Source organism: Rhodopirellula sp. MGV (assembly GCF_002251265.1).
Taxonomy (GTDB): domain Bacteria; phylum Planctomycetota; class Planctomycetia; order Pirellulales; family Pirellulaceae; genus Stieleria; species Stieleria baltica_A.
The window spans coordinates 125,873-149,149 of the sequence record NZ_NPDI01000072.1 but is presented as its reverse complement, the minus strand read 5'-3'; the positions used below and the strand labels follow the sequence as shown (position 1 = coordinate 149,149).

The 23,277-nt window shown below is 54.3% G+C and carries 14 protein-coding genes; 10 read left to right on the top strand and 4 right to left on the bottom strand.

What is annotated here, in order from left to right:
- Positions 1-3: 3 nt before the first annotated feature.
- The 6 genes from CGZ80_RS27770 (at position 4) to CGZ80_RS25055 (ending at position 8,476) form a co-directional block, all read left to right on the top strand.
- Positions 4-87, top strand: a complete 84-nt coding sequence (locus tag CGZ80_RS27770; protein WP_233148657.1) for an IS3 family transposase — start codon at positions 4-6, stop codon at positions 85-87.
- Positions 88-837: 750 nt separating this feature from the next.
- Positions 838-1,443: a hypothetical protein gene (locus CGZ80_RS25085; protein WP_143544145.1), complete on the top strand. Its 606-nt coding sequence runs from the start codon at positions 838-840 to the stop codon at positions 1,441-1,443.
- A 2,308-nt stretch (positions 1,444-3,751) separates the two neighbouring features.
- Entirely contained in the window at positions 3,752-4,183 is a 432-nt protein-coding gene (locus CGZ80_RS25070; RefSeq protein WP_158222846.1) for a DUF3806 domain-containing protein, read from the top strand.
- A gap of 76 nt (positions 4,184-4,259) precedes the next feature.
- The gene (locus tag CGZ80_RS25065; protein WP_094418418.1) at positions 4,260-4,802 is read left to right on the top strand and encodes a hypothetical protein; all 543 of its coding nucleotides are present in this window, start codon (positions 4,260-4,262) and stop codon (positions 4,800-4,802) included.
- A gap of 244 nt (positions 4,803-5,046) precedes the next feature.
- On the top strand, positions 5,047-7,983 hold the full coding sequence (locus CGZ80_RS25060; protein WP_233148655.1) for an FG-GAP-like repeat-containing protein: 2,937 nt from the start codon (positions 5,047-5,049) through the stop codon (positions 7,981-7,983).
- Positions 7,984-8,293: 310 nt separating this feature from the next.
- Positions 8,294-8,476, top strand: coding sequence for a hypothetical protein (locus CGZ80_RS25055; protein WP_094418416.1), 183 nt, complete (start codon positions 8,294-8,296; stop codon positions 8,474-8,476).
- Positions 8,477-8,533: 57 nt separating this feature from the next.
- Here CGZ80_RS25055 and CGZ80_RS25050 read toward each other — a convergent pair whose 3' ends face one another.
- From CGZ80_RS25050 to CGZ80_RS28135, 3 genes are all read right to left on the bottom strand, one after another.
- Entirely contained in the window at positions 8,534-11,494 is a 2,961-nt protein-coding gene (locus tag CGZ80_RS25050; protein ID WP_143544144.1) for an FG-GAP-like repeat-containing protein, read from the bottom strand.
- Between the two features lie 99 nt (positions 11,495-11,593).
- The gene (locus CGZ80_RS25045; protein ID WP_094418414.1) at positions 11,594-14,224 is read right to left on the bottom strand and encodes an FG-GAP-like repeat-containing protein; all 2,631 of its coding nucleotides are present in this window, start codon (positions 14,222-14,224) and stop codon (positions 11,594-11,596) included.
- Entirely contained in the window at positions 14,221-14,616 is a 396-nt protein-coding gene (locus tag CGZ80_RS28135; RefSeq protein WP_158222845.1) for a hypothetical protein, read from the bottom strand. The genes CGZ80_RS25045 and CGZ80_RS28135 overlap by 4 nt, the downstream gene beginning before the upstream one ends.
- A gap of 405 nt (positions 14,617-15,021) precedes the next feature.
- Here CGZ80_RS28135 and CGZ80_RS25035 point away from each other — a divergent pair, with 405 nt between their 5' ends.
- Together CGZ80_RS25035 and CGZ80_RS25030 are read left to right on the top strand one after the other, a co-directional pair.
- Entirely contained in the window at positions 15,022-16,281 is a 1,260-nt protein-coding gene (locus CGZ80_RS25035; RefSeq protein WP_094418412.1) for a DUF1559 domain-containing protein, read from the top strand.
- Between the two features lie 349 nt (positions 16,282-16,630).
- The gene (locus tag CGZ80_RS25030) at positions 16,631-18,499 is read left to right on the top strand and encodes a multiheme c-type cytochrome (protein ID WP_094418411.1); all 1,869 of its coding nucleotides are present in this window, start codon (positions 16,631-16,633) and stop codon (positions 18,497-18,499) included.
- A 9-nt stretch (positions 18,500-18,508) separates the two neighbouring features.
- Here the strand turns inward: CGZ80_RS25030 and CGZ80_RS25025 are convergent, their stop codons facing one another.
- Positions 18,509-21,610: an FG-GAP-like repeat-containing protein gene (locus CGZ80_RS25025; RefSeq protein WP_094418410.1), complete on the bottom strand. Its 3,102-nt coding sequence runs from the start codon at positions 21,608-21,610 to the stop codon at positions 18,509-18,511.
- A 181-nt stretch (positions 21,611-21,791) separates the two neighbouring features.
- Here CGZ80_RS25025 and CGZ80_RS25020 point away from each other — a divergent pair, with 181 nt between their 5' ends.
- The gene (locus CGZ80_RS25020; protein ID WP_094418409.1) at positions 21,792-22,469 is read left to right on the top strand and encodes a papain-like cysteine protease family protein; all 678 of its coding nucleotides are present in this window, start codon (positions 21,792-21,794) and stop codon (positions 22,467-22,469) included.
- A gap of 142 nt (positions 22,470-22,611) precedes the next feature.
- Positions 22,612-23,247 carry a TlpA family protein disulfide reductase gene (locus tag CGZ80_RS25015; RefSeq protein WP_143544141.1) on the top strand — a complete coding sequence of 212 codons (636 nt, stop codon included), beginning with the start codon at positions 22,612-22,614 and terminating at the stop codon, positions 23,245-23,247.
- Positions 23,248-23,277 lie beyond the last annotated feature (30 nt).

Sequence of the window (23,277 nt, the reverse complement as noted above, 5' to 3'; positions counted from 1 at the left end):
TTCATCGACTACTACAACACATCGCGACTTCACTCATCGCTTGGCTATCTGTCGCCAAGCCAATTTGAGACAACCGTCCCCTGCTGAAATAAGAGGACGCGTGGCCCCCAAAAACCAGGCCACCTCAGTTCGCCGCCGCCCGCTGAACGGTCCCGCTATCGGGCGACGAGTTCCTGTTCCTTCGCATGAGGTCAACGTTTCTGTGACAGAGAATCCCTACGGCTCGCCTTCGTCCACAACGCCTCATCCGACCATCGAGTCCCAACGTGGAACAGCGACTCGTCCCGTCGGCGTCTCGATTCTTGCCGCTCTTCACCTTATTGGCGGAGTACTTCTTTTTGGTACGCAATTCTTGCTCTATGCCAACCTACAGGCAATGGATGAATCGTTGCGCACTATTGGCATTCCGCCGGCGTTGCTAATTGCTGGCGTGATGTTCCTGGCAATCCTCACGATTGCGTCTGGCGTCGGTATGTTGATGGGAACGAAATGGGGGTGGTGGCTCGCAGCGTTCTACTACGTGTACAGCATCTTCCGAAACTGCTCCGCGTTGCTGGCAATCGTTGCGATGGCCGATCAACTCGAAGGTGGCACCCGCGGACCAGATTACTACATGATCAAACATGGCGGACGCATAGTCGTACATCTGTTGTTGTTGATGTATTTCTTCAAGGGCAACGTCCTTGAGTTCTTTGGACACGAGACGTTGAGCAAACTTAAGGCCGTTGGTATTCTCGTGGGTATATGCATCGCCATAATGGCAGCTACATCGGCGATTAGCATGATTTCGGCCTGACGCCTCGACAAGTGGTAGTGCGAGCGCCCGATAATCATTGCGTGAACTGGAGTCGCGAAGTCGGGCGTTTTGACAATTGTGAATTGCTCGTCGCCGCCGGGTATTGCAGTCGTAACGCGGCACACTTGATTTCGAATTTGATTCCCTCGCAGCATTTTCCAGGCACCCGCGATTCAATCGTCTATCGATGGGCGGTGGCATTCTTTGTGTTTCAAGGGTTTCTTCAGTTTGTAGCTCTCAGGTACGCTCCGCCGCCTTTTTCGCGCATAGGCGAGTCCCTCGATTGGACTGCGGGTATGTTCCTGACAGTATTTGGAATCCCATTCGGGTTGTTGCTGCCGAACTTGAAGGTGAACGAGATGGCAGATCAATGGCGGGTGCCGAAAGCAACATTCCTGCTTTCCCGGCCGCTCGCGCGTTTAACATGTTCGACGGCAATTGGCCTTGCTGTCGGCGGCCTACTGGCAGTTCCATTTGTTGGGTTTCGGTTGATCATATTGCAGATCGCGATGAGCGTTATTGCGTCGTGCCTTGCCATTGCGACCCATAGAAGATTTGATGCCCATTCATGCACTGAATGGACGATGCCAAATCAATGGTATAAAGTTCTTCGACCGTTGATACGAGGGTCTCGCCCGGACGTGTGACAACGCAATGAACATTTGCCGCGGCCCGGTCAATGCATCCGTTTTGCCATTAAGTTCAATTGATTGCGATGGAACCACCTAACACCAACGTTAGATCGGCATTCTCTGAGTCCGCGGATGACGCGTTGACACCGATTGAGGAGGACTGCGTTGTTAAGATCTTCGTCTTTGGAAAGCGAGTCTACGGTATCGTGGACGAAGTGCCGGGACATTTCTACGTTGGAACGTTTTTCTGGCACGTCTACTGGTTGCCTTTATTCCCAGTCGAATCCTGGATTTTTGTCGTCGGTGGTGATGAAGTTGGACGAGCGCGAAGTGTTCCTCTTCCGATCTGTTTAAGATCGGTGGTCATGGCGTGGCTTCGTATCGTTTTGGGAGTTGTCTCTGTCAGCAGTGGTCTTCTTGCGATCGGAGGACTGGTTTCAATTGCACAAGGAGATCGCCAGTTTGTACTGATCACGGCGCTGCTGTTTACCTCAGCAGTGAGCTTCCTAGCCTTTAGAGTGTTGATGAACAGTTCTTGCGCTGACATCAATCGTGCGGAACATCTCGCGGTACTGGCTGGCTACTCGAATCTTGAGTCAATTTCACGCATTGTGTCGACGAACGCGCACGAATTTGAGGAACTCAATCGTGAATGCACCGTGCCATGCCAAACTTGTCACAGACCAGTTGCCCCTTCCTGCAAAGTCTGTCCTCGATGCGAAACGAGATTGAGGTAGTCACGGGGCTGGCTCGAAGCTGCTGCAGAAGGCGGGGTGTCATCACGCTCCATGACTCACCATGCTTTGTGCCTCCGGGTTATCGCTCCGCCTGGAAACAAACCACAGAAAACCGAAAACCATCGCTTCGCTTTGGGTCAGAAGTGCATGGGGGGACGGCTTGCTCGGTTTTCGAAGCTGATGATCGATTGTCCGTCCCCCGTGAGTTCTGGCGTTCCCAGGTAAAATCAATTGCGCAAAACATCGATTCGCGTCGTCCACGGATTTGCGGTTACATCAGGTGTCTTCTTGCCGCTGATGTCACTCATTCGAAATGCGGCAATTGATCCAACGCTTTTTCGATACCCGAGCGTCGGATTAGGCCTGCGTGAGATCGTCGACCGATTCACATTGAACCTACTTGAAGATCGTCCGGATGGAATCATCGCCCATAGCCTTGGATGCGTTGTAACATGGCTTGCGGTTCACAACGCAAATTGGCAGGGACCGATTGTACTCTTGGCGCCTCCATTGGCATCGCTGCCAGCAACGAGGTTAATTCCTTCATTTCTTCGTTGCCCTTTTGCACCGCTACTGGATCACCGTGCACTTATGTCGGATTCAAACTTTGAGTTGCCGAAATTAGATGGCTGCAGGATCAAAACGATTTCCGGAAGGTTTGATTTGTCCGTCCCTCTCTACTGCACGCATCACGCCAACGTTGAGCAATCCTCGGTCATGCTGCACACGCACAACTCCATGCTGTTCTCCGCGTCTGTCGCTCAGTCATGTACGAACTGGATCACAAATCGATTGAATGACGGGATTCGAAGGTTTTGAAGTGGTTGGATCAGACTCGGTTTCGAAAGCTGGAATTACGTCAGTGCTCGATTCAACCCCAAGCAGAATTGGTAAAGGGGAATAGGAAACCGTTGATTCGATCCATTGCGAATGGTTGGTTGTACGTCATTGGATGGCCCAACGTATCAGAACGCGATTCCCGTGATCGTAATGATGGACGGCTCCGCACATGTCGCGATCCTGAAGCAGGAGCACCACGATTCGAAGGTCGACCAATGAGAGAAGTGCGCTGAGGCTTGCAGTAAAAGCATGTGGAAATCCGTCGCTTTCTGCTCCGCAAAATGCGGACTGGGAAGAAACGCTACTTTCGGCGGAGCGAAAGACGACACTGGAAAGTCATTGGGCGGGTAGGCGAATCGAATCGATGGTGGCCAGAGAATTGGAGGCCATCAAATCAGACTGAAATGTGAGTTGGAGTCTAGGCTTCAGCCGATCCTTTTTGTCCAAATCATCGTCCACTCGATCACACCGAAAATCGGCTAAAGCCTAGACTTCAGCGACTAACCAAACGGTGCATGTGGGGACTGGGAAGGAACGCTGCTTTCGGCGGAGCGAAAGGCGACATTGGCGACTTGGTTCGTTGCCTTTCTGTCTGACCGCGATGGAATAACTTCGGCTGATGTTGGAGCATTTCGTGTGCGTTGCGAACAAGATGTCAGGTTGCATCGCATAGAATGCTCGGTCTGGTATCACGTGTGCCAGGATCGAGCTTTGGGGGCCACGTCAGTCATCATTGGAAAAACGATATGGAAATACGCGATCTAAGTGCGGAAGAAATCGAAGGGCTCAATGAAGAGCGAAAGTGGCTTGATGATTTGCTTCGCCAATTCGGTCCAGAGCATGTCTTGAATCGAACGGTCGACGATGTTGCTACGCTTCAATCACTTTTGGAGGTGGATCCATTTGCGACGGGGGACGAAGATTCACTGGAGATTTTGGGTGCGGCATTTGGCGATGTGATTGCCGCGACGCTCGGATTGGAGTGGGTTGTCGTTACGGATGAATACGGCACTGACTTTGCGATCAAGCACCCTACCAAATTTGTTCTTGCGTATCCTCGTGATATGATCATTCGGCGTGTCGAGGCTGGAGAGGTCATCAACCTGACCGATCTTTACGAGGGAGTCGTTGATGCGCTCGAGAAGCAAATTGCCGATGATGGTTTAGCCGCAGAGTAGTGCGGAATGTAACCGGATCGTGTTCGGTTGATGAAGTTCCTGCGATTGGCTTGCGTCTGGCCAGCTTGGCCACACAATGGACACTTCCCCCAAGCCAATCGTGATCAAGATGGATCAAGACGATATCGAATTCGTTCTCGGCCCGGTTCCTCAACGGGCGAAAGTTGAATGGGAAGCGACGAGCGATGCAAGTAAAAGCATCGTGGCGGTTCCTCGTTCGACGAGCGGCGGCCAGGTACGCGTGGATGCACCTCACGCTCGTGAGGCGACGCAGCCAATGCTCGATCACTTACCAGTTCATCGCGACTATCCGGCGCTCGAATCGATTCAGCGTCTCTACCGAATTGCGGGATACGTTGGAACGATGGGGGTGTTTGCTTATTTGATTGCCACCGGCTATTCGGCGTTGCATGACGCTCCGGTGGGAGAGCGACTGGCGAGGCTGGGCGAATGGATGCAAACGGCCGTCCCTTACCTGTTTGCGACGGTCGTGGGCGCTGGTTTTTTATTTGGCGCTGCCGAGGGTATTAAGTTAGCAATCGATATCCAGGAGAATACCCTCGCTGCGGCACATCAGAGGGGGCCTCGGCGGTCGGCCGATTCGGCGGAGCAACGTTAGCAGGCCTCCGGTTCTTCCGCGGGTTACTCGCCATTGGATCGGCGGATTCATTTCACGCTCAGATTGTTGCCGGCCGCACGGTTCCGTTCCAACGGAAGCGGGTTTGGTTGAACTCCGTTGGCGAGCTACATTGGAGGGCTTCCGCAAACGAAAGGGTGAAAGATTGGAGCCGGTAAAACTTCTTGTCCATCGCGAATGTCTTCGTCGGCCGCTTGATCGGCAGTCTTTGTCCGCCGCGAAAGCGATGGTTTTCATCGCTGCTGTTTTTTTGGGGCTGGTGAGTGGTTGTCGCAAGTCAACCGACAAGGCCTCGCAGCAAAATGCAGCGGATCACTCCACCGAGTCGAAAACGACAGTTGCGACGTTAGATCCGCAGGCACAGGCTCGAGAGTTGATCAAGGCGGGCAAGATCGATGAAGCGGCAGCGGTCGCGCGGCGGCTACTGTTGGAAAATCCCGAGAGCGAGCAAGGGACATTGATTTCCGCGAGGATTGAAGCGGTTCGCGGTAACTATCGGACGGCGGCGGAATTGGCAGGGGCAATTGCGCTGAATTCGGAATATTGGCCGTCGGCACTCGAATTCCAGACTCAGCTCTTGCAGCGACTGGGCGCGGTCAATGAGGCAGCGGACATTGTTTTGGCCGGTCTTGATCAACGGCCGCAAATGACAAACTGGAGGCACACCGCATGGACGTTGCTGTGTCAAACGGGGCGTCGCGAGGAAGCATCGAATCAAGCCGAATGGTTGTGCCGCGAAGGCTCCGCGACTGACGGTGAACTCCTTTCGCTGGTTCGGCGCACTGAATCGTTTCCGCCGTTGCTCAAGCCAAACGAAACGGCGGATCAGCTATTCGTCGATGGCCTCGGGATGGCGAGGTGGCACTTTACGAACCTCCGATATCGTGAGGCGTTGGACGTCTTGCAGCCGCAAATGGACGGGACTTTTGAATCTGCTGCGGCGTGTGCGTTGTATGGGCGATTGTTAGCAGAGACACAATCGTTCGAGGACTTCCCGATTTGGTATCAACGGTGTGACGAATCGGTCAAAAAGCTCGGTGATTACTGGGCCGCATTGGGAACCTATTTCTTCGATCAGCGGAGCTTGGAAGCGTCCGCACGAGCGTTGCTTGATGCGTTGTATTTGAACCCGACCGATCGAATCAGCATGCAGCGTTTGAGCAAGGTCTTTGCGGCGATGGGGCGACGCGAAGACGAAGAGCAGTTTCGCTATCGGGCAGTCCAAATGGCCGTCGCCGAGCGTGATAGCGAAGCACTCATCCGTTCGCTGGGCGACAACAATGCCCGGCAGCAACTCACACGCAAATTGTTGGAACTGGGGCGACCGTTTGAAACACTTTCTTGGACGCTGTCGATGATGCCGCAACAAGCGTTTGCACAACGTAGCCAAGTGAATGCGCAGCGAGCCGAGTTGTTGCGATCGCCAGACGCGTTAACGATGGCTTCGGAGTCGGCGTTGATTGGCGTTGATCGCGATCAGTTCAAACTTGAACCTGCGCTATCCGAGCTTGCGAAGTTGAATCGCGATCAGGGCGAGGAGAACCTAGCGGTCCGAAGTGATGTACCGTTGGCAAAACCGGCGATGGTTGACGTTGCCGAACAACACGGGATCGCGTTTCAGTGGTATCCCGACAACGAAATCGACGTTTCATCGATTCCGATCCATGAATCAGTCGGGGGCGGCATTGCCGTTTTGGACTTTGATCTCGACGGATGGCCGGACGTGTATTTTTCACAAGGCGCTGGCGATCCGCCGAGTGACCGATGCGACCGGTCCAACGCGTTGTACCGAAATCATGATGGGTTCTACGACGAGTGCACTACGTTGTCGCGATGCGATGATTTCAATTACGGTGCCGGTTTGGCGGCGGGTGATGTGAACCAAGACGGTTTCCCAGATCTGTATTTGGGAAGCTTGGGACACAACCGATTATTGATCAACAATGGTGACGGAACGTTTCGTGACGCTACGGATTCGCTGGGTGATGTCAGCGACCGTTTCACTTCGTCGTTGGCCGTCGCCGATTTAAATGGTGATCGGCTGCCTGATCTGTTCGAAGCGGTCTACATCGAGATGGACGGCGCGTTCAAATTGCCGGATGTTGGGGCGGATGGAAAGGAAGTCCAACCTTCTCCGCTGAAACACTACGCCCAGTCCGATCGGTGGTTTGAAAACTTGGGTGATGGACGTTTCCGCTTGCATGACATCGACCGATCGATCGCCAAGCCGGGAACATCGCTCGGAGTGATGGTCACGGATTTCGACGGCAACGGCGCGAACGAAGTGTTCATTGGGAACGATGTCCGTCCCAATCATTTCTTGGTTCAAGATGGTTCCGGGGAGCTACAAAATGCGGCGGACATTCGCGGTGTTGCCAACGGTTACACCGGCAGCGCGACGGGATGCATGGGAATCACCTATGGCGACTTTGACCACAATGGGCGAATCGATTTGCACATCACCAACTTTTCGGAGGAATCGGCGAACCTCTATATGCAGGTTGGGGAAGGTGACTTCGTTGATCTGGCGGTGCGCTACGACATCGACAAAGCAAGCTTGCCGAACGTCGGTTTTGGAACCAAGGCAATCGACATCGACCGAAACGGATGGTTGGATTTGTTTGTCACCAACGGGCACATCTTCGACATGCGTGACATCGGTGAAGGCTTTCAGATGGCGCCGCAATTCCTTTATGGTCGAAACGGAAAGTTTGAACTCGCTGATGTTGTCGATCCGTCGGGGTACTGGGCTGGCAAGTACCTTGGTCGCAGCATGGCATTGTTGGATTTCAATCGCGATCACAAGTTGGATTTGTTGATCGGGCATTTGGAGCGACCGACGGCCCTGTTGGAAAACCGTACCGAGACGGACGGTCATTGGATCCAATTCGAATTGATCGGAACCGAGTCAGAGCGTGACGCGATTGGTGCACGGTTGGTCGTCACTGCTGGTGGGAAGACCTACACCGATTGGGTTACCGCAGGAGACGGCTATTTTTGTAGTGATGAACCCGTCCTAGAGGTGGGAATCGGTGCTGAGGAATCTATTGAAAAGGTTGAGATATTTTGGCCGTCCGGTCGCTCGATGGTCTATGAGAACCCCACTGCAGCGATGCGTTATTTGGCAATCGAGGGGGACACGCAGTTGTTCCAACGCCCTTAGTGACGGAACACTGAAGCGGTATTCCACGACAAAACATTGAGAATCGCGCACCTTGATCGCTTCCAGATCGTCTAACTATAGATGGGCGAGATCGGGATCAGTGTGGATGATTTTCCCCTCCGTGCCGATCATCGGGGCCAATGGTCAACACTGGATCGCTGGCTATACTTCAATCGCGCACCAAGGCAGTCGTCACGTGACAGCCTTAGCACCCATCTAAATGATGAATGCGAAATGAGTCATCGCGTTACCGGTTGTTGACTCTCCGCATCGATATCTTTTTCTCATCTTGAAACCATTGAGGTAGGCAATGAAAAAGTTGGCACTCGCTTGTGTTGCGATCGCTTCTCTGTCCGTAACCAGCGTTGGTTGCGGCGGACACACCGAAGCGGTTACCAAACCACCAGAAAATGCTGTTCCGACATCGGAATTGCCAAGCCAGTCTGGCTACGAAGCTGCAATGAAGAATAGCGGCAGCCGCCCCGGCAACTGATCTGTTGCCGCATCGCTTCAACAATTGGGACGGGTTCAGGCGTTTGCTTGGACCCGTTTATTTGTTGGTGACCGGGTGGGTAAAACGGTTCAGTGTCGTTGCCGCTTGATCACGAACGATCAAGTATTCGGCACTTGTCGCAAGTGTTCCTAGGTGTTGTATTTCACCATCGGGCCATGTCACGGTGATGTTCGAAATCTCGGATGCCGTGCCGACGCCGGCGACTAGAATCGCTTGATTGCTACACAGGTAACCGCCACCTGCCAGTCGAAACAGAGTTCGATGATCTGGTGTCGAACCGATTTGGAAGTCCAACTTCGCACCGACAGCATCGCGGGTCTGTTTCGTATCGACCAAGCGGAACGTGACTTGTCGATTCGCGTTCCGGGACTCATTGATCACCAGGGACACGGGTTCGGTCGCATGCGTGACGATAAAATCGGTTCGTCCGTCACTGTTTGCATCCAGCGAAAATAAAGCGCGGCCGGTATGAGGCCGTTGGAAGTAGCCGCCGAGCGTTTCGTTGTCGATGGTGTCCCATTTGGCTGGGGCGGATTGGCGAAAGACTTGAAACGGTTGCGCGTAAGGCGACGTGCGATCGCCGAAGTCACCGATGTGTCCGTTGCTGACCAGCAGTTCTTCATAGCCATCGTTATCAAGGTCGATTGCCTCGGTCCCGAAGGCGACTTTGGACCGTGTGGGTTCAATCAGTTGAGCGCTAGCGGTGGAGTCTGCCCACAGTCCAGGTGACTTTTGTTCGTAAAGAATGTTGTACTCACCGACAAAACCTGTGACATAAAAATCCAAGTCGCCGTCGTGATCAAAGTCCCAGCTTGCAATCCCCATCGAACCTTGATCGAGTGACTGTGCGTCAACGGCAAGTCCGCTAGAGATCCCGTTTTCTGACATCGGGGGACGTTGATCATCGTTCCATCGATAGTGATGATTCAGCGATGCATCGTTGACCACATAGGTCGACAGGTGCTGGCCATCGAGTCGTCCCGAAATGATTCCGAGTCCACGGCCTGGTGTTGCCGGTCGAATCCAAGTCTTGCTGACATCTTCGAACGAACCTGTTGCTGTTCCTCGAAAACAATGATCATTGGCAGCTCGAAATCGCAGCGGATAGCAATTGATTTCGTTGCCCTGGGCGTCAAAACAGGGTTGGTCAAGCGGTTCGGATTGATCGCAATAGTTTACGACGAAGAGATCGTTGAACCCGTCTTGGTCGATATCCGCGATCGCTGCGCTGCTACTCCACTGTGCGATTTCGGAGTGTTCGATTAAGTCGTTCGCGTCCTGAAACGTCCCATCACCGTTGTTGACGAACAAACGGTTGGGGCCAAGGTTGAGGACGAGAACGTCGTCGAACCCATCGTCGTTGATATCGCCGATGGCGACACCGGTCGAGAAGCCAGTGTCGGAGAGTCTTGAGACACTGCCGCATGATTGAAATTCGCCGCCAAGGTTACGGAACAGTTCACCAGGCTGGCTATCGCGGAGCCCGAGTGACCCACCAGCTGCGGTAAAAACCACATCGGGGCGTCCGTCGTTATCAAAGTCAAAGACGCCTCCGCCGCATCCCAACGTTTGATGGATCGGCACCTTTGGGCCGTGAACTTGTCCGCCGACTTCACCGTAGAACGCGAGCCCCCATTGTTCTGCTTGGTCGCGAAGGTTGATTGGACTTGCGAGTGGAGCGAACGGTGCGCTTCGACCGATTTCCAGCGAGCCGGCAGAAGCTGCGGGCAATGGGAATTGATCGATTTCAAACGCCAGTTCTGGGTGTTCGCGTAAGCTTTGCCATGCTTGGTCGTCGGAAAGCTTGTCGAGAACTTGTTGGCGTAAGCCGGTAAGCGAATCACTTGGCGATTGTGGCAAGGTCGTAGCGATGGCGAGCCACGCTTCGGCTTCCCAGTTTCTTCCCAAACGCATCAGCGACTGCGCGATTTGAGTCGCACCGCTTTGACTTTGTTGGTTTCCGTCGGTGAAGTTTGCAAAGCGTTCGCGAAGTTGCAGCAGTGCTTCACGTCGGTCAGCGATCGCATTGGAAATCAGTTTTCGCTCAGATTCATCGAGTCCGTCATCAAGACTTGCCAAGGCATCTGCCAATCGCGACCAAGCGTAGCTGTTATTTGGTGCCAGACGCGTCGCTTGGGCATAACAGCGGATGGCTTGTGGGACTTGCTTTCGATCCATCGACCAGACGCCCATTGCGGTCCAGTATCCGCTGTACTCGGTGGCCTGTGGCGGCAATTCAGATTGCCACCGCGGCAAGTCGTCGGTTTTACCTTGTGCGGCAATTGCTTGCCCGAGGAGTGCGTGTCCCGCCGCGAACTCGGTGTGTTTGGCAACGATCCGTCGTAGGATCGATTCTGCGCCGGCGACGTCGCGTGATTCGAGTAGCGTTTGTGCTTGACCGAGCAACGGACGCAAGTCGGAGGGATTTCGCTGGAGCAATTGGTCGATGGTTGACGACGAGAACCGACGAAAACTTGTTTCGGTTGTCGCCATCAAAAGCATCAAATCGAATTGGCGAGCACGAATCAGTTCATTCATGTGAACCGGCAGTTCTTCGTTGCGCTGGGCTTCTCCCAGGAAACCGACCAACGTTCGGCGTAAGGCGTGTGCTTGAGGATTTGCTTCGACGACTTTGTCGAGCAGATCAATCGCGTCGTAGAGCCTGCCTTGTGCGATTAGAGCTTGGATCGCATGTTGAATGCGTTCGCCCTTGGTATCGAAGTTGGCTGCTTCAACCGCTTGAACCAGTAAGTCGGCGGCTTTGGTTTCGTTTCCGAGTTGGCCGTTGGCGATGGCAATACTCGTTAAGACGTCGGGGTTGCCAGGGGCGGCGATCAAGGCGTCATTAGATCTTCGCAGCGCCGTTTGCCACTCTCGGTGTTCGATCGCTTCATTCAATGCCGCGACCGGATCGTCCGGAGTGGAGTTGGCGTTGATACTTGACGGCGCATTCTCGTTGGACGACGTGCAGCCGACGAGTGCAAACGCTAGCAGCATGATTGTGACCGTCGAGCGATACCATCGAATCACGATCGGTAAAGGGACGCGACGGAAAGATAAGCCTCGAGTTTGCAATGAGCGAGATTCCAAGGGCGACTACTCCAGAACGAATGCCGAATCGTCACCTTGTACGATCAGGTATTCGTGGTTTGCGGGGAGCGTGCCGAGCGATTGTTGCGATCCGTCATTCCATGTGATGGTTAGTTCGGTGATTTCCGAAGCCGTACCCAGTCCCGCACGAAGTTCTGGTTCATTGCTACACAGGTAGCCACTTCCGGCAAGCGACCACAGTGTGCGAGGTTGTCCGTCACAACGAAACCTTAGAATTGCTCCTACACCATCGCGGCTGGCATCCGTGCCGACTAAGCGAAAAGCAATTCGAGAATTGTTATGATCGGAGTAATTGACCAGCAGTGCGATTTGTTCGTACGAGTGGGTCACCGCCACATCACGGTGGCCATCACCGTTGGCATCGAGGGTCCAGAGTGCACGACCGACATGGGGTTGGCGAAAGTATTCGTCCCAGGAATCGTCCTCAATGACATCGAAGCTTCCGCTCACGCCGCGGCGGAACACTTGCATCGGCTGAGCGTAGGGCAGGCTATCTGGTTCGTTGAAGTCGCCGATGTGGCCATTGGTCACGATCAATTCGTCGATTCCGTCCTCGTCAAAGTCGATCGCTTCGGTGCCGAAGCCGACCAATTGAAGCGTTGGTCGTACGAGACCCAGCTGGTTCGAGATATCTTGCCAAAGCCCTGGGGCGATTTGATCGTAAAGGATGTTGTATTCGCGACCGAACCCCGTGACGTAGAAATCTAAATCGCCGTCACGATCAAAGTCGCTGGTTGCGATCCCCATCGATGCCTGGGCGATGGTGCGGCCATCGACAGCCAGTCCGCTCGCCGCACCGCTTTCGATCAGAGGTGAGTTCGAATCGGAGGACACGGTGAAGTAGTTGTTGGGCGTCATGTCGTTGGCGACGAAAACGCCGGGCTGTTGTCCGTCCAAGCTTCCAGCCACGATGCCCAAGCCGCGACCGGGCAAAACGTCGGCGATCAAAGCGTCAGATTGGTCGATCAGAGTGCCCTCGGCGGTTCCATAGAAAAACTGATCGCGATGGGCGGGGAAAACCAATGGATGACAGGGTCCGGGAACGCCATGTTCATCAGGGCAGGCTTTGTCCATGTCTTTGACGGTGCGGCAATAGTTCGTCGTCAGCAGATCGGTTATTCCGTCGCGATTGAGATCAACAAACGCTCCACAAGTGCTCCACTCTTGCCAGTGATTGTCGAGCAGTTGCTCGGTGCTGTCCGTGAAGGTGCCGTCACCGTTGTTTTTGTAAAGACGATTCTTGCCGAGGTTTGCAAAGAACAAATCTGGAAAACCGTCTTCGTTGAAATCACCAACGGCAACGCCTTGTCCATAGCTTTTGTCGCCAACGCCGGCATGGGGCGTGACCGAAACGAAATTGCCGTTCCGATTTCGCAACAGTTCATTCGCGATTGAATCAGATTCCAGCATCGTCCCCCCGGCTCCCATGACAAGTAGGTCGTGCCAACCGTCGAGGTCATAGTCAATGGTTCCTCCTCCGACACCGGTTGATCGAATCAACGGGGCAAGTTTCGCGTCGTCAGGATTGTTCTTGGCGCCGTAACCGTCCAGGCCGCGAGCGTGGGTTTCGTCGTGAAGTACGATGTGTTGATGCGAGGGCTGAACTGGAATTCTGCTTGGCCGTTTCGAATTTGAGCTCGATGTGAGTTCAGCTTCTGGCCATCGAGAAAGGTCAATTGCCAAAGCGGGTTGGTCAGCTGTCGAAATCCAACTCGGATCACGTTTCAATCGTTTCAACACCTTCGCACGAAGCGGGGCAAGTTTGTTCTCTGGTTCTCGGGGAAGCGTTGTTCCGATCGCGGTCCAAGCCTCGGCCTCCCAGGTTCTGCCGAGTGAGAACAAGACATCTGCGATTGCGTACGCGTCGCTTTGGCTGTCTTTTCCTGCCCAGGTGAAGTCGTAATAAACGGCGCGGAGTTTAAGCAACAGTTCGATGCGTTGATCTATTGCGGCAATCTCAGCTTCACTGACATGCTCGGCGTCCTCCGGTGGAGTCGTTTTCTGCAACCGACGTAGGACACCGACCAAGCGAATCCAGGCACTGCTGTCGTTCGGATCGATTTGGGTTGCTTTCCAAAATGCCCGTGCGGCTTCTGGGTGTTGATCGTTGGCGGCGGCCCAATCACCGAGTGTTAGCCAATAGGCCGGTTGTTGTTTGCAACCATCGGGTGCTTGTTGCAGCCACGTTGGGATTGCGTCGACCTTTCGCTGTTCCATGAGTGCTTGACCAAGCAAGGCGTAGGCTGGCGCGAAGTCGGGATGATGTTTTAGGATTTCTCGTAGCAGCGTTTCTGCTTGAACGGCATCGTGAGTATCGAGCGATTCTTTGGCGTCGCCCAAACGGACTCGATGGTCCGACGGGTTCCGCTCCATCAGGATTTTCGCGGTGTTGTACGAGTAACGTCGTGAGGACGTTTCAGTGACCGCAAGCAGAAGCGGGACGTCGAAAGCGCGACGTTTGATCAATTCCTGAAGGTGATTGCCGACGAGTTCGGGGCGCTCTGCTTCGCCGAGAAAGCCGATCAGGTTTTTTCGGTGCTTCAGGTTATCGGGGTGGCGCGCTAGCGAGGTTTGGAGCAGCTCGATCGCTTTGTAAAGTTCGCCGACATCGATCAAGGCTTGGATCGCAAAGTCAACTCGCGTGGAGGGAGTGAAGTCGGCAGCTTCGGCGCCTGAACCAAGAGGTCGGCGGCCTCGCGTTTGCGATTGTTGAGTGCGGCGACCTTCGCTGCATCGGTCAAAAGGTCTGGATCGTTCGGTGAGGAGATCAGCGCGCCACGCAACGATTGATCAGCCAACTTCCAATTTTCGGCCTGCATCGCCCGCCGCATCTGTTCATCCGGGGGGATTTCATACACAGCACTTTTGTTGTCAGCGACTTGAGAATCATTGCCAGTGTTTCCCTCCTGTGTGCTTGTTTCTGATCCCTTTTCGGGGGAGCACGCCACGATCGTTGACATGCAAGCCAATACGACCAAACGAAATAGTAAGTGGCGATGTAACAGCATCACAGAGGGGTTTGCGAGTGGATGTGATGTATCAGGACAGACCGGCAACGTAGGTTAAGCGTCAAGAAGGCAAAGCTACAGCGGCAAAGATCGTTTATTTCACACTGACGAACATCAATTCAGAACTATGCTGCCTTACGAGCGTTTACCAGAGTGTTGCACCGCTTTTAGCAAGCGAATCTCTGCTGAAGTGTATGGCTTCCCCTAGCCTGGGCTACCTTCGCGTGATCTTTGGCCCGTCGTTGGTGACAACGTTCAATGCCCGTGCAAAAGATCTAATTTCTATTGCGCGAATACACAATTGACGAATCTATGTAAGCGGGCAATTATTTAGTCCTACGCCTTCTTAATGGCGAAACATTTTTCATTAATGTTCTTGTTTTAACTTTTCGGAGATTCTTCTAAATGAGACAAGCTCGTAATCGGGCTGGTGGTTTCACGCTGGTGGAACTTCTAGTCGTCATTGCCATCATCGGCATTCTGGTTGGTCTGCTGCTCCCCGCAGTTCAGGCGGCCCGTGAAGCTGCTCGCCGTATGTCTTGCAGCAATAACTTCAAGCAACTCGGCCTTGCGATTCACAACTACCACTCGGCATACAAACAACTGCCAGTGGCAGGGGGTGGTTCGGGTATCGACCACACTTCCGGCCAACAAGGTGGCCCAGAGTGGTGGCGTGGTTCGAACAACACCAACAACGAATGCTTGAGCGTTCACGTTGGTCTGACCCCGTTTTTTGAACAGCAAGGTTTGTGGGATCACATCAGCAGCCCAAGCCGTCAAACGGTTACTCCTGGTGCGACCATTCCGGCAAACAACGGTACTTGGCCAGCGATGGGACCAAGCCCACGCGACGTTTGGGAATACGTGCCATGGGCAACTGAGATTCCGATGCTTCGCTGCCCCAGCGACCCAGGATCCGGCCAACCTGCGTTGGCTCGTTGCAACTACGCAGCTTGCATGGGTGACTCGTGTCACATCGTTCAACAAGGTAACTTCAAGAACGACAACCTGACCCCTGGTGACGGCTGGCGTGCACAACGTGCACTGGCAACCGACCGCGGTTTCTTCGGTGTTCGTCGTGAAGCGAAGTTCCGTGACATCTTGGACGGTCTGTCCAACACTGTCGCGATGGGCGAAATCATCTCCGACTTGGGTGACTTGGACCGTCGTACCGCTGTTTCGGTCAACAACGGAAGCCAATGGGAACCAGCTCCTACCGCAGGTCCTCAGTTCAGCCCAACCTGGTGCCGTGACAACAATCAACTGGACCCAGAGAACCCGTTGTTCTGGTGCTTCCAGAACGCGAACTGCACGGACCAACAAAAGGTTCACAGCGACCGTCAGTCGCGTGGTATGAACTGGGCGTTCTATCAAGCAACTTCGAACATGTGCTGGACCATCCGTCCGCCAAACTCGGAAAACTGCATGACCGGACACCAAGACACCTCGGGTACGTTGTCGCCTTCGAGTCGTCACCAAGGTGGTGCACACGTCCTGATGGGCGACGGTGCGGTCATCTTCATCACCGACTCTGTCGAATCGGGTAACCAGCAAGCTCCCGCACCGAGTTTCTACAACCGTGCGAAGGGCAGCCCATACGGCCTGTGGGGTGCGATGGGTACTCGTGCTTCGAAAGAAGTGATCGACGAATCCCTCAACCAGTAAGCGTCTGCTGACGCAACCTGTTGTTAAACAATCGAACCTCGCCTGCGACAGTGGGCGAGGTTTTTTATTTGCCTCAAAGAACGTCAAGGCACCGCTATGGGTGGGAGCGTTTTTTAGGAGCAAGGTATCCTACTAAGTGAGCTTTTCCCCGCTTCAGTATGGCAATGGCATGGAATGTAGTGTTCGCAAATACCTAACGAGGGTGTCTTTCTGTGGTCTGATGCTGGCCATTTTTGTTTTGGCTTCCTCAGGTTGTTCGTCGAGCACTGACACGAACAAGGAGGCTTCTCCCTCTATTGCGGCTCGTTCAATGACGAATTCAGAACCTCCAGCGGAGGTAGGCAAGGAGGTGTCCGAGACAAAACCGGATTTTTTAGATGGAAACGGCAGCACGGTGGATGAAAACAGCCATCCCTCCGGTGAGCTTTCTGAGTTTCCCCATGCAAACCTGCCTGATGGATACGTCGGGACGACCGTTTGTGCGTCATGTCATCCGCAGCGTCACGAAAGTTATTTGGGAACCCATCACAGCCGGTCACTCAGTCAGATCGACCAAGCGATGGAACACACCCTTGATGGGGTGATCGAACACCGGGCGAGTTGGCGACGTTATGAGGTCGTCAAAAAGGGTGACGAGATCGTCCATCGGGAATCGAAGCGTTTTGGCGATGGTCAAGATCAGCTGGTGAAGGTGAATGAGTTTCCGGTTGAGTATGTGATGGGCAGCGGTGCTTTTGCCCAAGGGTACTTGCTTCGCGACGGCGAGTACCTGCTTCAATCGCCAGTGACTTGGTATGCGAAGTTGGACGATATCGGGATGGCGCCAGGGTATGACGAAGCCAGCCAACGCGGGTTCAGTCGAATGATCGATGACGAATGCCTGTTCTGTCATGCCGGTTTGGCTACTGCCAATAACGACAATCCGCACCAGCCCGAAATCCACGAGTTGGCAATCGGGTGTGAGCGTTGCCACGGGCCTGGTCAGGAGCACGTTGCCATTTACCAATCCGCGGGCGGCCAAGCGGTGGACGGCAGTTTGATGTCGGCGGGATCTGTCAAAAACAGCAAAATTGTGAACCCGACAACACTTGGACGCGTGCAGCTGGAATCGGTTTGTGCCCAGTGTCACCTGCAAGCGAAGACCGTGGTTCAGGCTCCCGGAAAGACGATTTGGGATTTCCGACCGGGGGAGGATCTGGCCAAAACACAGCTGTATTACAAGACCGAGCCTGCCGGTGATTTCGACAAAGTGTTCGTCGGACACTTTGATCAAATGTGGAAGAGTCCTTGTTATGTCCAGTCCGAGACATTGACTTGCGTGACTTGTCACGATTCACATCGGGATTCACCGATTGACGATCCGGTGGCCTACCGGCGAGACCAGTGCAATCAGTGTCACCAAGACCATGGTTGTTCGGTCGAAGTCGCAACCCGACAAACTGAAAACCAAAACAATTGCGTTAGCTGTCACATGCCGACATTGGGCAGCGAGGTGCCTCACACGAGCACTACCAGTCACCTGATTGCGGTTTACGAAGATCGTGTACCACAGCGAATTGAGTTCGATGAGGCTCCGTTCCGGCGGATCCAAACCCAGACGACATTGAAGCAAGCGGAGTTGGCACGAAGCGATCGCCTGGCACGGATTTACGCCGCTATTGACCACAAGCTTGAGAGTGACGACTTACTCGATCGATGGAATGAGCCGGAAGCGATTGAAAGCTTGATCGACGGTGGTGAGGGTGATGCCGAAGTCTATTCGCTGCTTGCACGCTTGGAGCATCTTCGCGCGGACCGTCTTGCGTCGACAAACGTTGCGTCCCAGACGATACAAGAGTTGCAAGAGCGGTCACTGCAATTTGCGAGTAAGGCGATCGAATTAGAAAAACGTCCGGTCCGGTCGCGTGAAGCTGCTGTCGAACTGCTGGGCACAGGTTTGATGGAAGCTGGACAGGCACCTGCGGCTGTGCGATTCTTGGGTGAACTGACACAAGTTCGTCGCGTTGCGAGTGATCACTACAACCTGGCGCTCGCACTGGCACGATTGGGGCGCGTAGCCGACGCGGAGAAGTTGTTCCGCGAGGCAATTCGCGTGGATGGTAGCTATGCCCCAGCGTATCGATCGCTGTCGGTGCTCTATCGCTCCGTTGACCCGGTGGTTTCAAAGCGTGCCGCAGAGATGGCCGAACGCCTGATGGCGATGCCGTCAGAGAATTGAAACCGTGGATTAGTCGTTTTTGTCAATTGCCTCAAAGGCTTGACCTTCGATTAAGATCGACGAGCGGTTGATGGGCAAATCGGTAAACGTTTGGCGTTGGCCGGAGGGCCATTCAACGACGACTTGATCGATTGTTGTTGCCGCTCCAACGCCGAAGTGATTTGCGGATTCGTTCTTACAAAGGTAGCCGTCACCCGAGGTGACCCATTGGTGCCAGGTCTGTGCCCCGCTGATGACAGTGATGTGAGCTCCGATCGAATCACGTTCACTGGTCGTGCCGATGAGTTTTATTTGAATCCAATTACCTTCGCTCACCGATTCGTTGATCATCACGCTTGCTTGGTCGATGAGATCCGTGACGACAAAGTCTTGTTTGCCATCGCGGTCGAAGTCCAGCATCGCGACCGCGCGGCCGAGACTGGGACGCGTCCAGTAGGGATCCGTACCGGCGGCGATCAGCTCGAACGTTTCGCCGTAGTTCGCAAACAATTGTGGTGGTTGATCAAATGCGACGCCGGTATGTGACAAATCATCGACATGTCCATTTGCGACAACCAAATCTGGCCAGCCATCGTTATTGAAGTCGATCGGTTGAGTGCCGAAACCGACCATGGGAACACTGTCTGGGCTAAGTCCGTAGCGAATGCTCAAGTCGCGAAACATTCCGTCGCGACCGAGGTAGAGGCTGACCGGTTCTTTCGAGAAGTTCGTGACATGGAAATCAAGGGTTCCGGAGCGATCGAAATCGGCGACCGCGATGCCCATCGCCGCCGTCGCCAAGCTGTGTGCTCCATAGGCACAACCGGTCGCAATCGCCAAGTCGTCATAGGTGCCATTGCTGTTGATTTTCCACAGTTGGTTCTGCAACGCATCGTTGCCGACGAATAGTTCGTTTGTTGAGTCTTGATCGAAGTTAGCGATGATTGCTCCCAGGCCGGTGCAGGCATCTTCGGGAGTGTCGCCGAGTGGTGCCGCCGAAGGCAGACCAGTCGGTGCGTTCTGATACAAGACGTCATGTGCCGGCTTGAATTCCAATGGTGGTAGCGAAGCGGTGACGTTTCCTGCGCTATCCAATTCAGGGAGTTTTGCGAGATTGGGATCGCGGACGTAGTTGAGCACAACTAAGTCGGGTAGCCCATCGCCACTGATGTCACCCATTGCCAAAGAAGCGGCACAGCGGAGGTGGTCTGGTTCGGCATCGAGGTTTTGCATGGTGAATGTGCCGTCGCCTCGATTGATCAACAGTTGATTCGTGCCGATGTTGCTGATTGCCAGATCAGGAAAACCGTCTTGGTTCCAGTCCCCGGAAGTGACGCCGATGGTGTATTGGGATTCCGTTAATTGAGCCGAGTCGGTTTGGTTGATGAGCCGGTGATGGTCACCGATGGTGTGCCGATAGAGCGTGTCGGATTGTTTGGCAACAAACTGGGGTGGGGCCGCGTCGCCTTGCGCGAAATACAGATCGCACCATCCGTCGAGGTCATAGTCGAGGACGGCGACGCCTCCGCCGAGCTGCTGGTAAATGGCGAATGCTTTTCGTTTCTCTGTTGTTGCGACTCGATAGGTTTGGTCGAGGCCGATTGCAGAAGCAATGTTTCGAAAGGATGCTTTGGAATCCGTCCAAGGCATAGCTTGTCCCGATTCGGTGACGCCTTTGTCGGCGATTTGAAATTCGGAAGCGGAGAGATCGGGTTTGTCAAACTCGGACAAATCGATACCGCACCAACGTTGCGAAGTAGAGGAAAACGCATCTGGAGAATTCGCAATTTGTTTTAGCGAGATTCCTAGCTGTTGCAGTTGTGCCTGCGGATCAGGAGAGGCACCTACGGCGAGCGACTTCCAAAGAATGGCTTCGAGAGGCCTGCCCAAGTAAACCAACTCATCGGCGAGTTGATTCATCTTTTCGGTGTTTGCATCGCTGCTTGCGGCAATGTCATTTCCGAGGGTAATGACGCGATTGAGCGCTTTATATCGAGTTTGGAATGCCTGCTCGGCGGGCTCATCGTCAAGGGATCGAAAACACTGGATGAGTCGGCGGACGCTCCGGTTGTCAGTAGGGTCCAAGCGGATCGCTTCAGCGAGCGCGCCTACGGCACGAGCGTATTCGGTTTCGCGTACGAGGTGAAAACCGATCGCGGCCCAGTATTCGGGGAACGCTTTCGTGCGATCGGTGACCTTTGCCAACCACGTTTGGAATTCGTCTTCGTGTTGACCCTCGACGAGTGCCAGCCCATAGAAAGCCAGTGTTGCGGGCGAGGCGTTTCCGGATTCGATCACGGGACGTAGCAGCGACAACGCCGACTCGTAGTTTTGTTCGGTGAATTGGTGTCGTGCTTCACCGAGCGGACCGATAGGCCAGTAAAGTCGCTCGCCTTCGTCGACGGTCAAAGTTGACGACGGATCATTTGGCGTCTGAGGCGCGTCATACATTGCGTCCGTCTCGACGATCAGGCTGAACAGTTCGTCTTGCATGATATCGCCGGCGCGGCACAGTTCGCGAATCAACTGGTTGGCTTCAAAACGTCGGCCTTGTCGGTTGAGCAAGAACGCAAGTCGCCGTCGCGCCATTTGAAACTGTGGCAGCAGTTGCAAGATTTGGCGGTAGCGTTGCTCGGCGGTTGAAAAATCGCCGAGCTGCAATGACCAATCGGCGGCAACACCGAGAGCGGGCAACCCGGAGTCAGGATCGGTTGGTGGGATTTCGGAAAGCAGATCGATCCCGCGTTTCAGGTTCCCACGGCCGGCTTCTGCGTTTGCCATGTGGAACATCGCGACGTAATCGTGCGGGTCCTGAAGCAGCAGTTGCTGTAGGCTTTCGATCGCTTTGTCGAATTGTCCGTTGTCTTGCGCCGCGAGAGCTTGATCGATTTGCTGTTCGCGACTAAGCGACGGTGACGGCGATGCTACGGCAGCTTCTTCTTGAGCTGACGGGAGTTCTGGTTGCGAATCGATCGGCGGTTCTGGAGGTTGCGGTGGTCGGTCTTTTTTGCAACCGGGGACCCCGAATAGCAGGATCGCGATGAGTGAAGCCGCGTAGAGCAGACAATTCCGTTGACCGGTCCGGCAATCGCTGGCATCCAAGGGGCCAGAGGTGTTGGGGCGAGATTGCATGTTGACTTCGTCGAATTGCCTGCGGGGAGGAGTGTGCCGCCGGATTATACGCGTCCTAGGATTGTTTGAAAAAGCACGAAACGAATCACAGGTTTTCTCGCTTGGAAGTGCGTGCAGGCTAGGCCAGCCGATTTCGCGTTAGTAGTGACCTGAGTTTATAAAGCGGCATTTGGAGTTTGAGATGGCAAGGTATGAAGTCCCCGGGATGAAGCTGATTCCCCAGCAATTGGATTGGTCCTGTTGGTACGCGAGTGCCCGCATGATTGTCCACTGGCAAATGAATCGCTGTCGTCAAAGCTTCACGGACTTGATCCCGCCGGAACTCGATCAGCGTTGCCGACGAATTCGTGATGCGGACACTGGGATTACTAATCCGGCGATTTTGCAAATGGCAAAGCGATTGGGGCTTCGCGAGGAGCCGCAGATGCCAGCCTCATCTTCGGCATCTGGTGAAATCGAAATCATGTTGCGGCTGCACGGCCCGTTGTGGGTCAACGGCGACCAGCACATCGTTGTGATTGCCGGAATCGATGGCGATCGAGTTAAGGTCTATGACCCGTGGCCGCCTCGGCGTGGGGCGATCGAGTGGCGGTCATTGTCCGGTTGGCTATTTCGCGAGGTCGCCGGGATGTACACGATTCAAAAGGGTGATTCGTTGTCACTGATTGGGCGAGATCATGGTGTTGATTGGCGGAAGATTTACAACGATCCCAACAACGCAGCGTTTCGTCGCAAATTTCCCGATCCCAATCGCATTGCTGTTGGGGAGCAGATTTTCATCCCGACGGCGTCCTCGGACATGGATACCAGCGCGACGATTTCGTTCTTGTATCTGCCGACACGAACGTGCTCGCTTTAGACGAGCTACGTTCTAAACAGCCCCCTCTTGTGAACCAACCATCGCTGGAGCGTTGTCTGTTATGCGCCGAACGTTCAAACCTTGTCTCCTTTTGATTGCGATTATTGTTGCCGCCGCTTCGATCGTGATAACCAAACGGGCCGTGTCGTTCGGATCCGGCCAGGGGGTCAGTGGAGAAGCCGTCAAAGGTTGGTTGGATGACGCCGTCACACTGGCATCGGCGAAGCCGTCGGTGGTGGTCGGCAACTGGCCGCCTGTAAAGGGACAGCCGTTTCCAGAGCTTCAACTCGCCGACCAAAACGGTGATTTGATCCGTTGGGCAGAATTCAAAGGCAAAGTGATCTTGGTGGAGTATGTTGCCTCCTCCTGTGAGGGGTGCCAGGCGTTTTCCGGCGGTGCCCGTGTGGGAGCGTATGCGGGTGGCAGCGTACAACGGGAGTTAGAGTCGATTGAAACGTACAGCGAACGATACGCGGGCGTTCAATTGGGAAAGGATGTCGTGTTCGTACAAGTGCTGTTGTATGGGGCTGGCAATCGAGCACCGACGGCCGAAGAGGTTTCGGAGTGGGCCAGTCATTTTCATTTTGACCGCCGGCGAAACCAGATCGTGTTGCGTGGGACAGCCGCGATGCTCAACCGAGCGACCTACGAAAAGATTCCCGGGTTTCATTTGGTGGACCGTCAGTTCGTTTTAAGAAGTGATTCATGTGGGCATCACCCGGTCGATGATCTCTATCAAGAGTTGCTCCCTCTGATGGGCAGGCTTGCACGTCACTGAGTGCACTGTGTTGGCGAGCGGCGTTAGCAA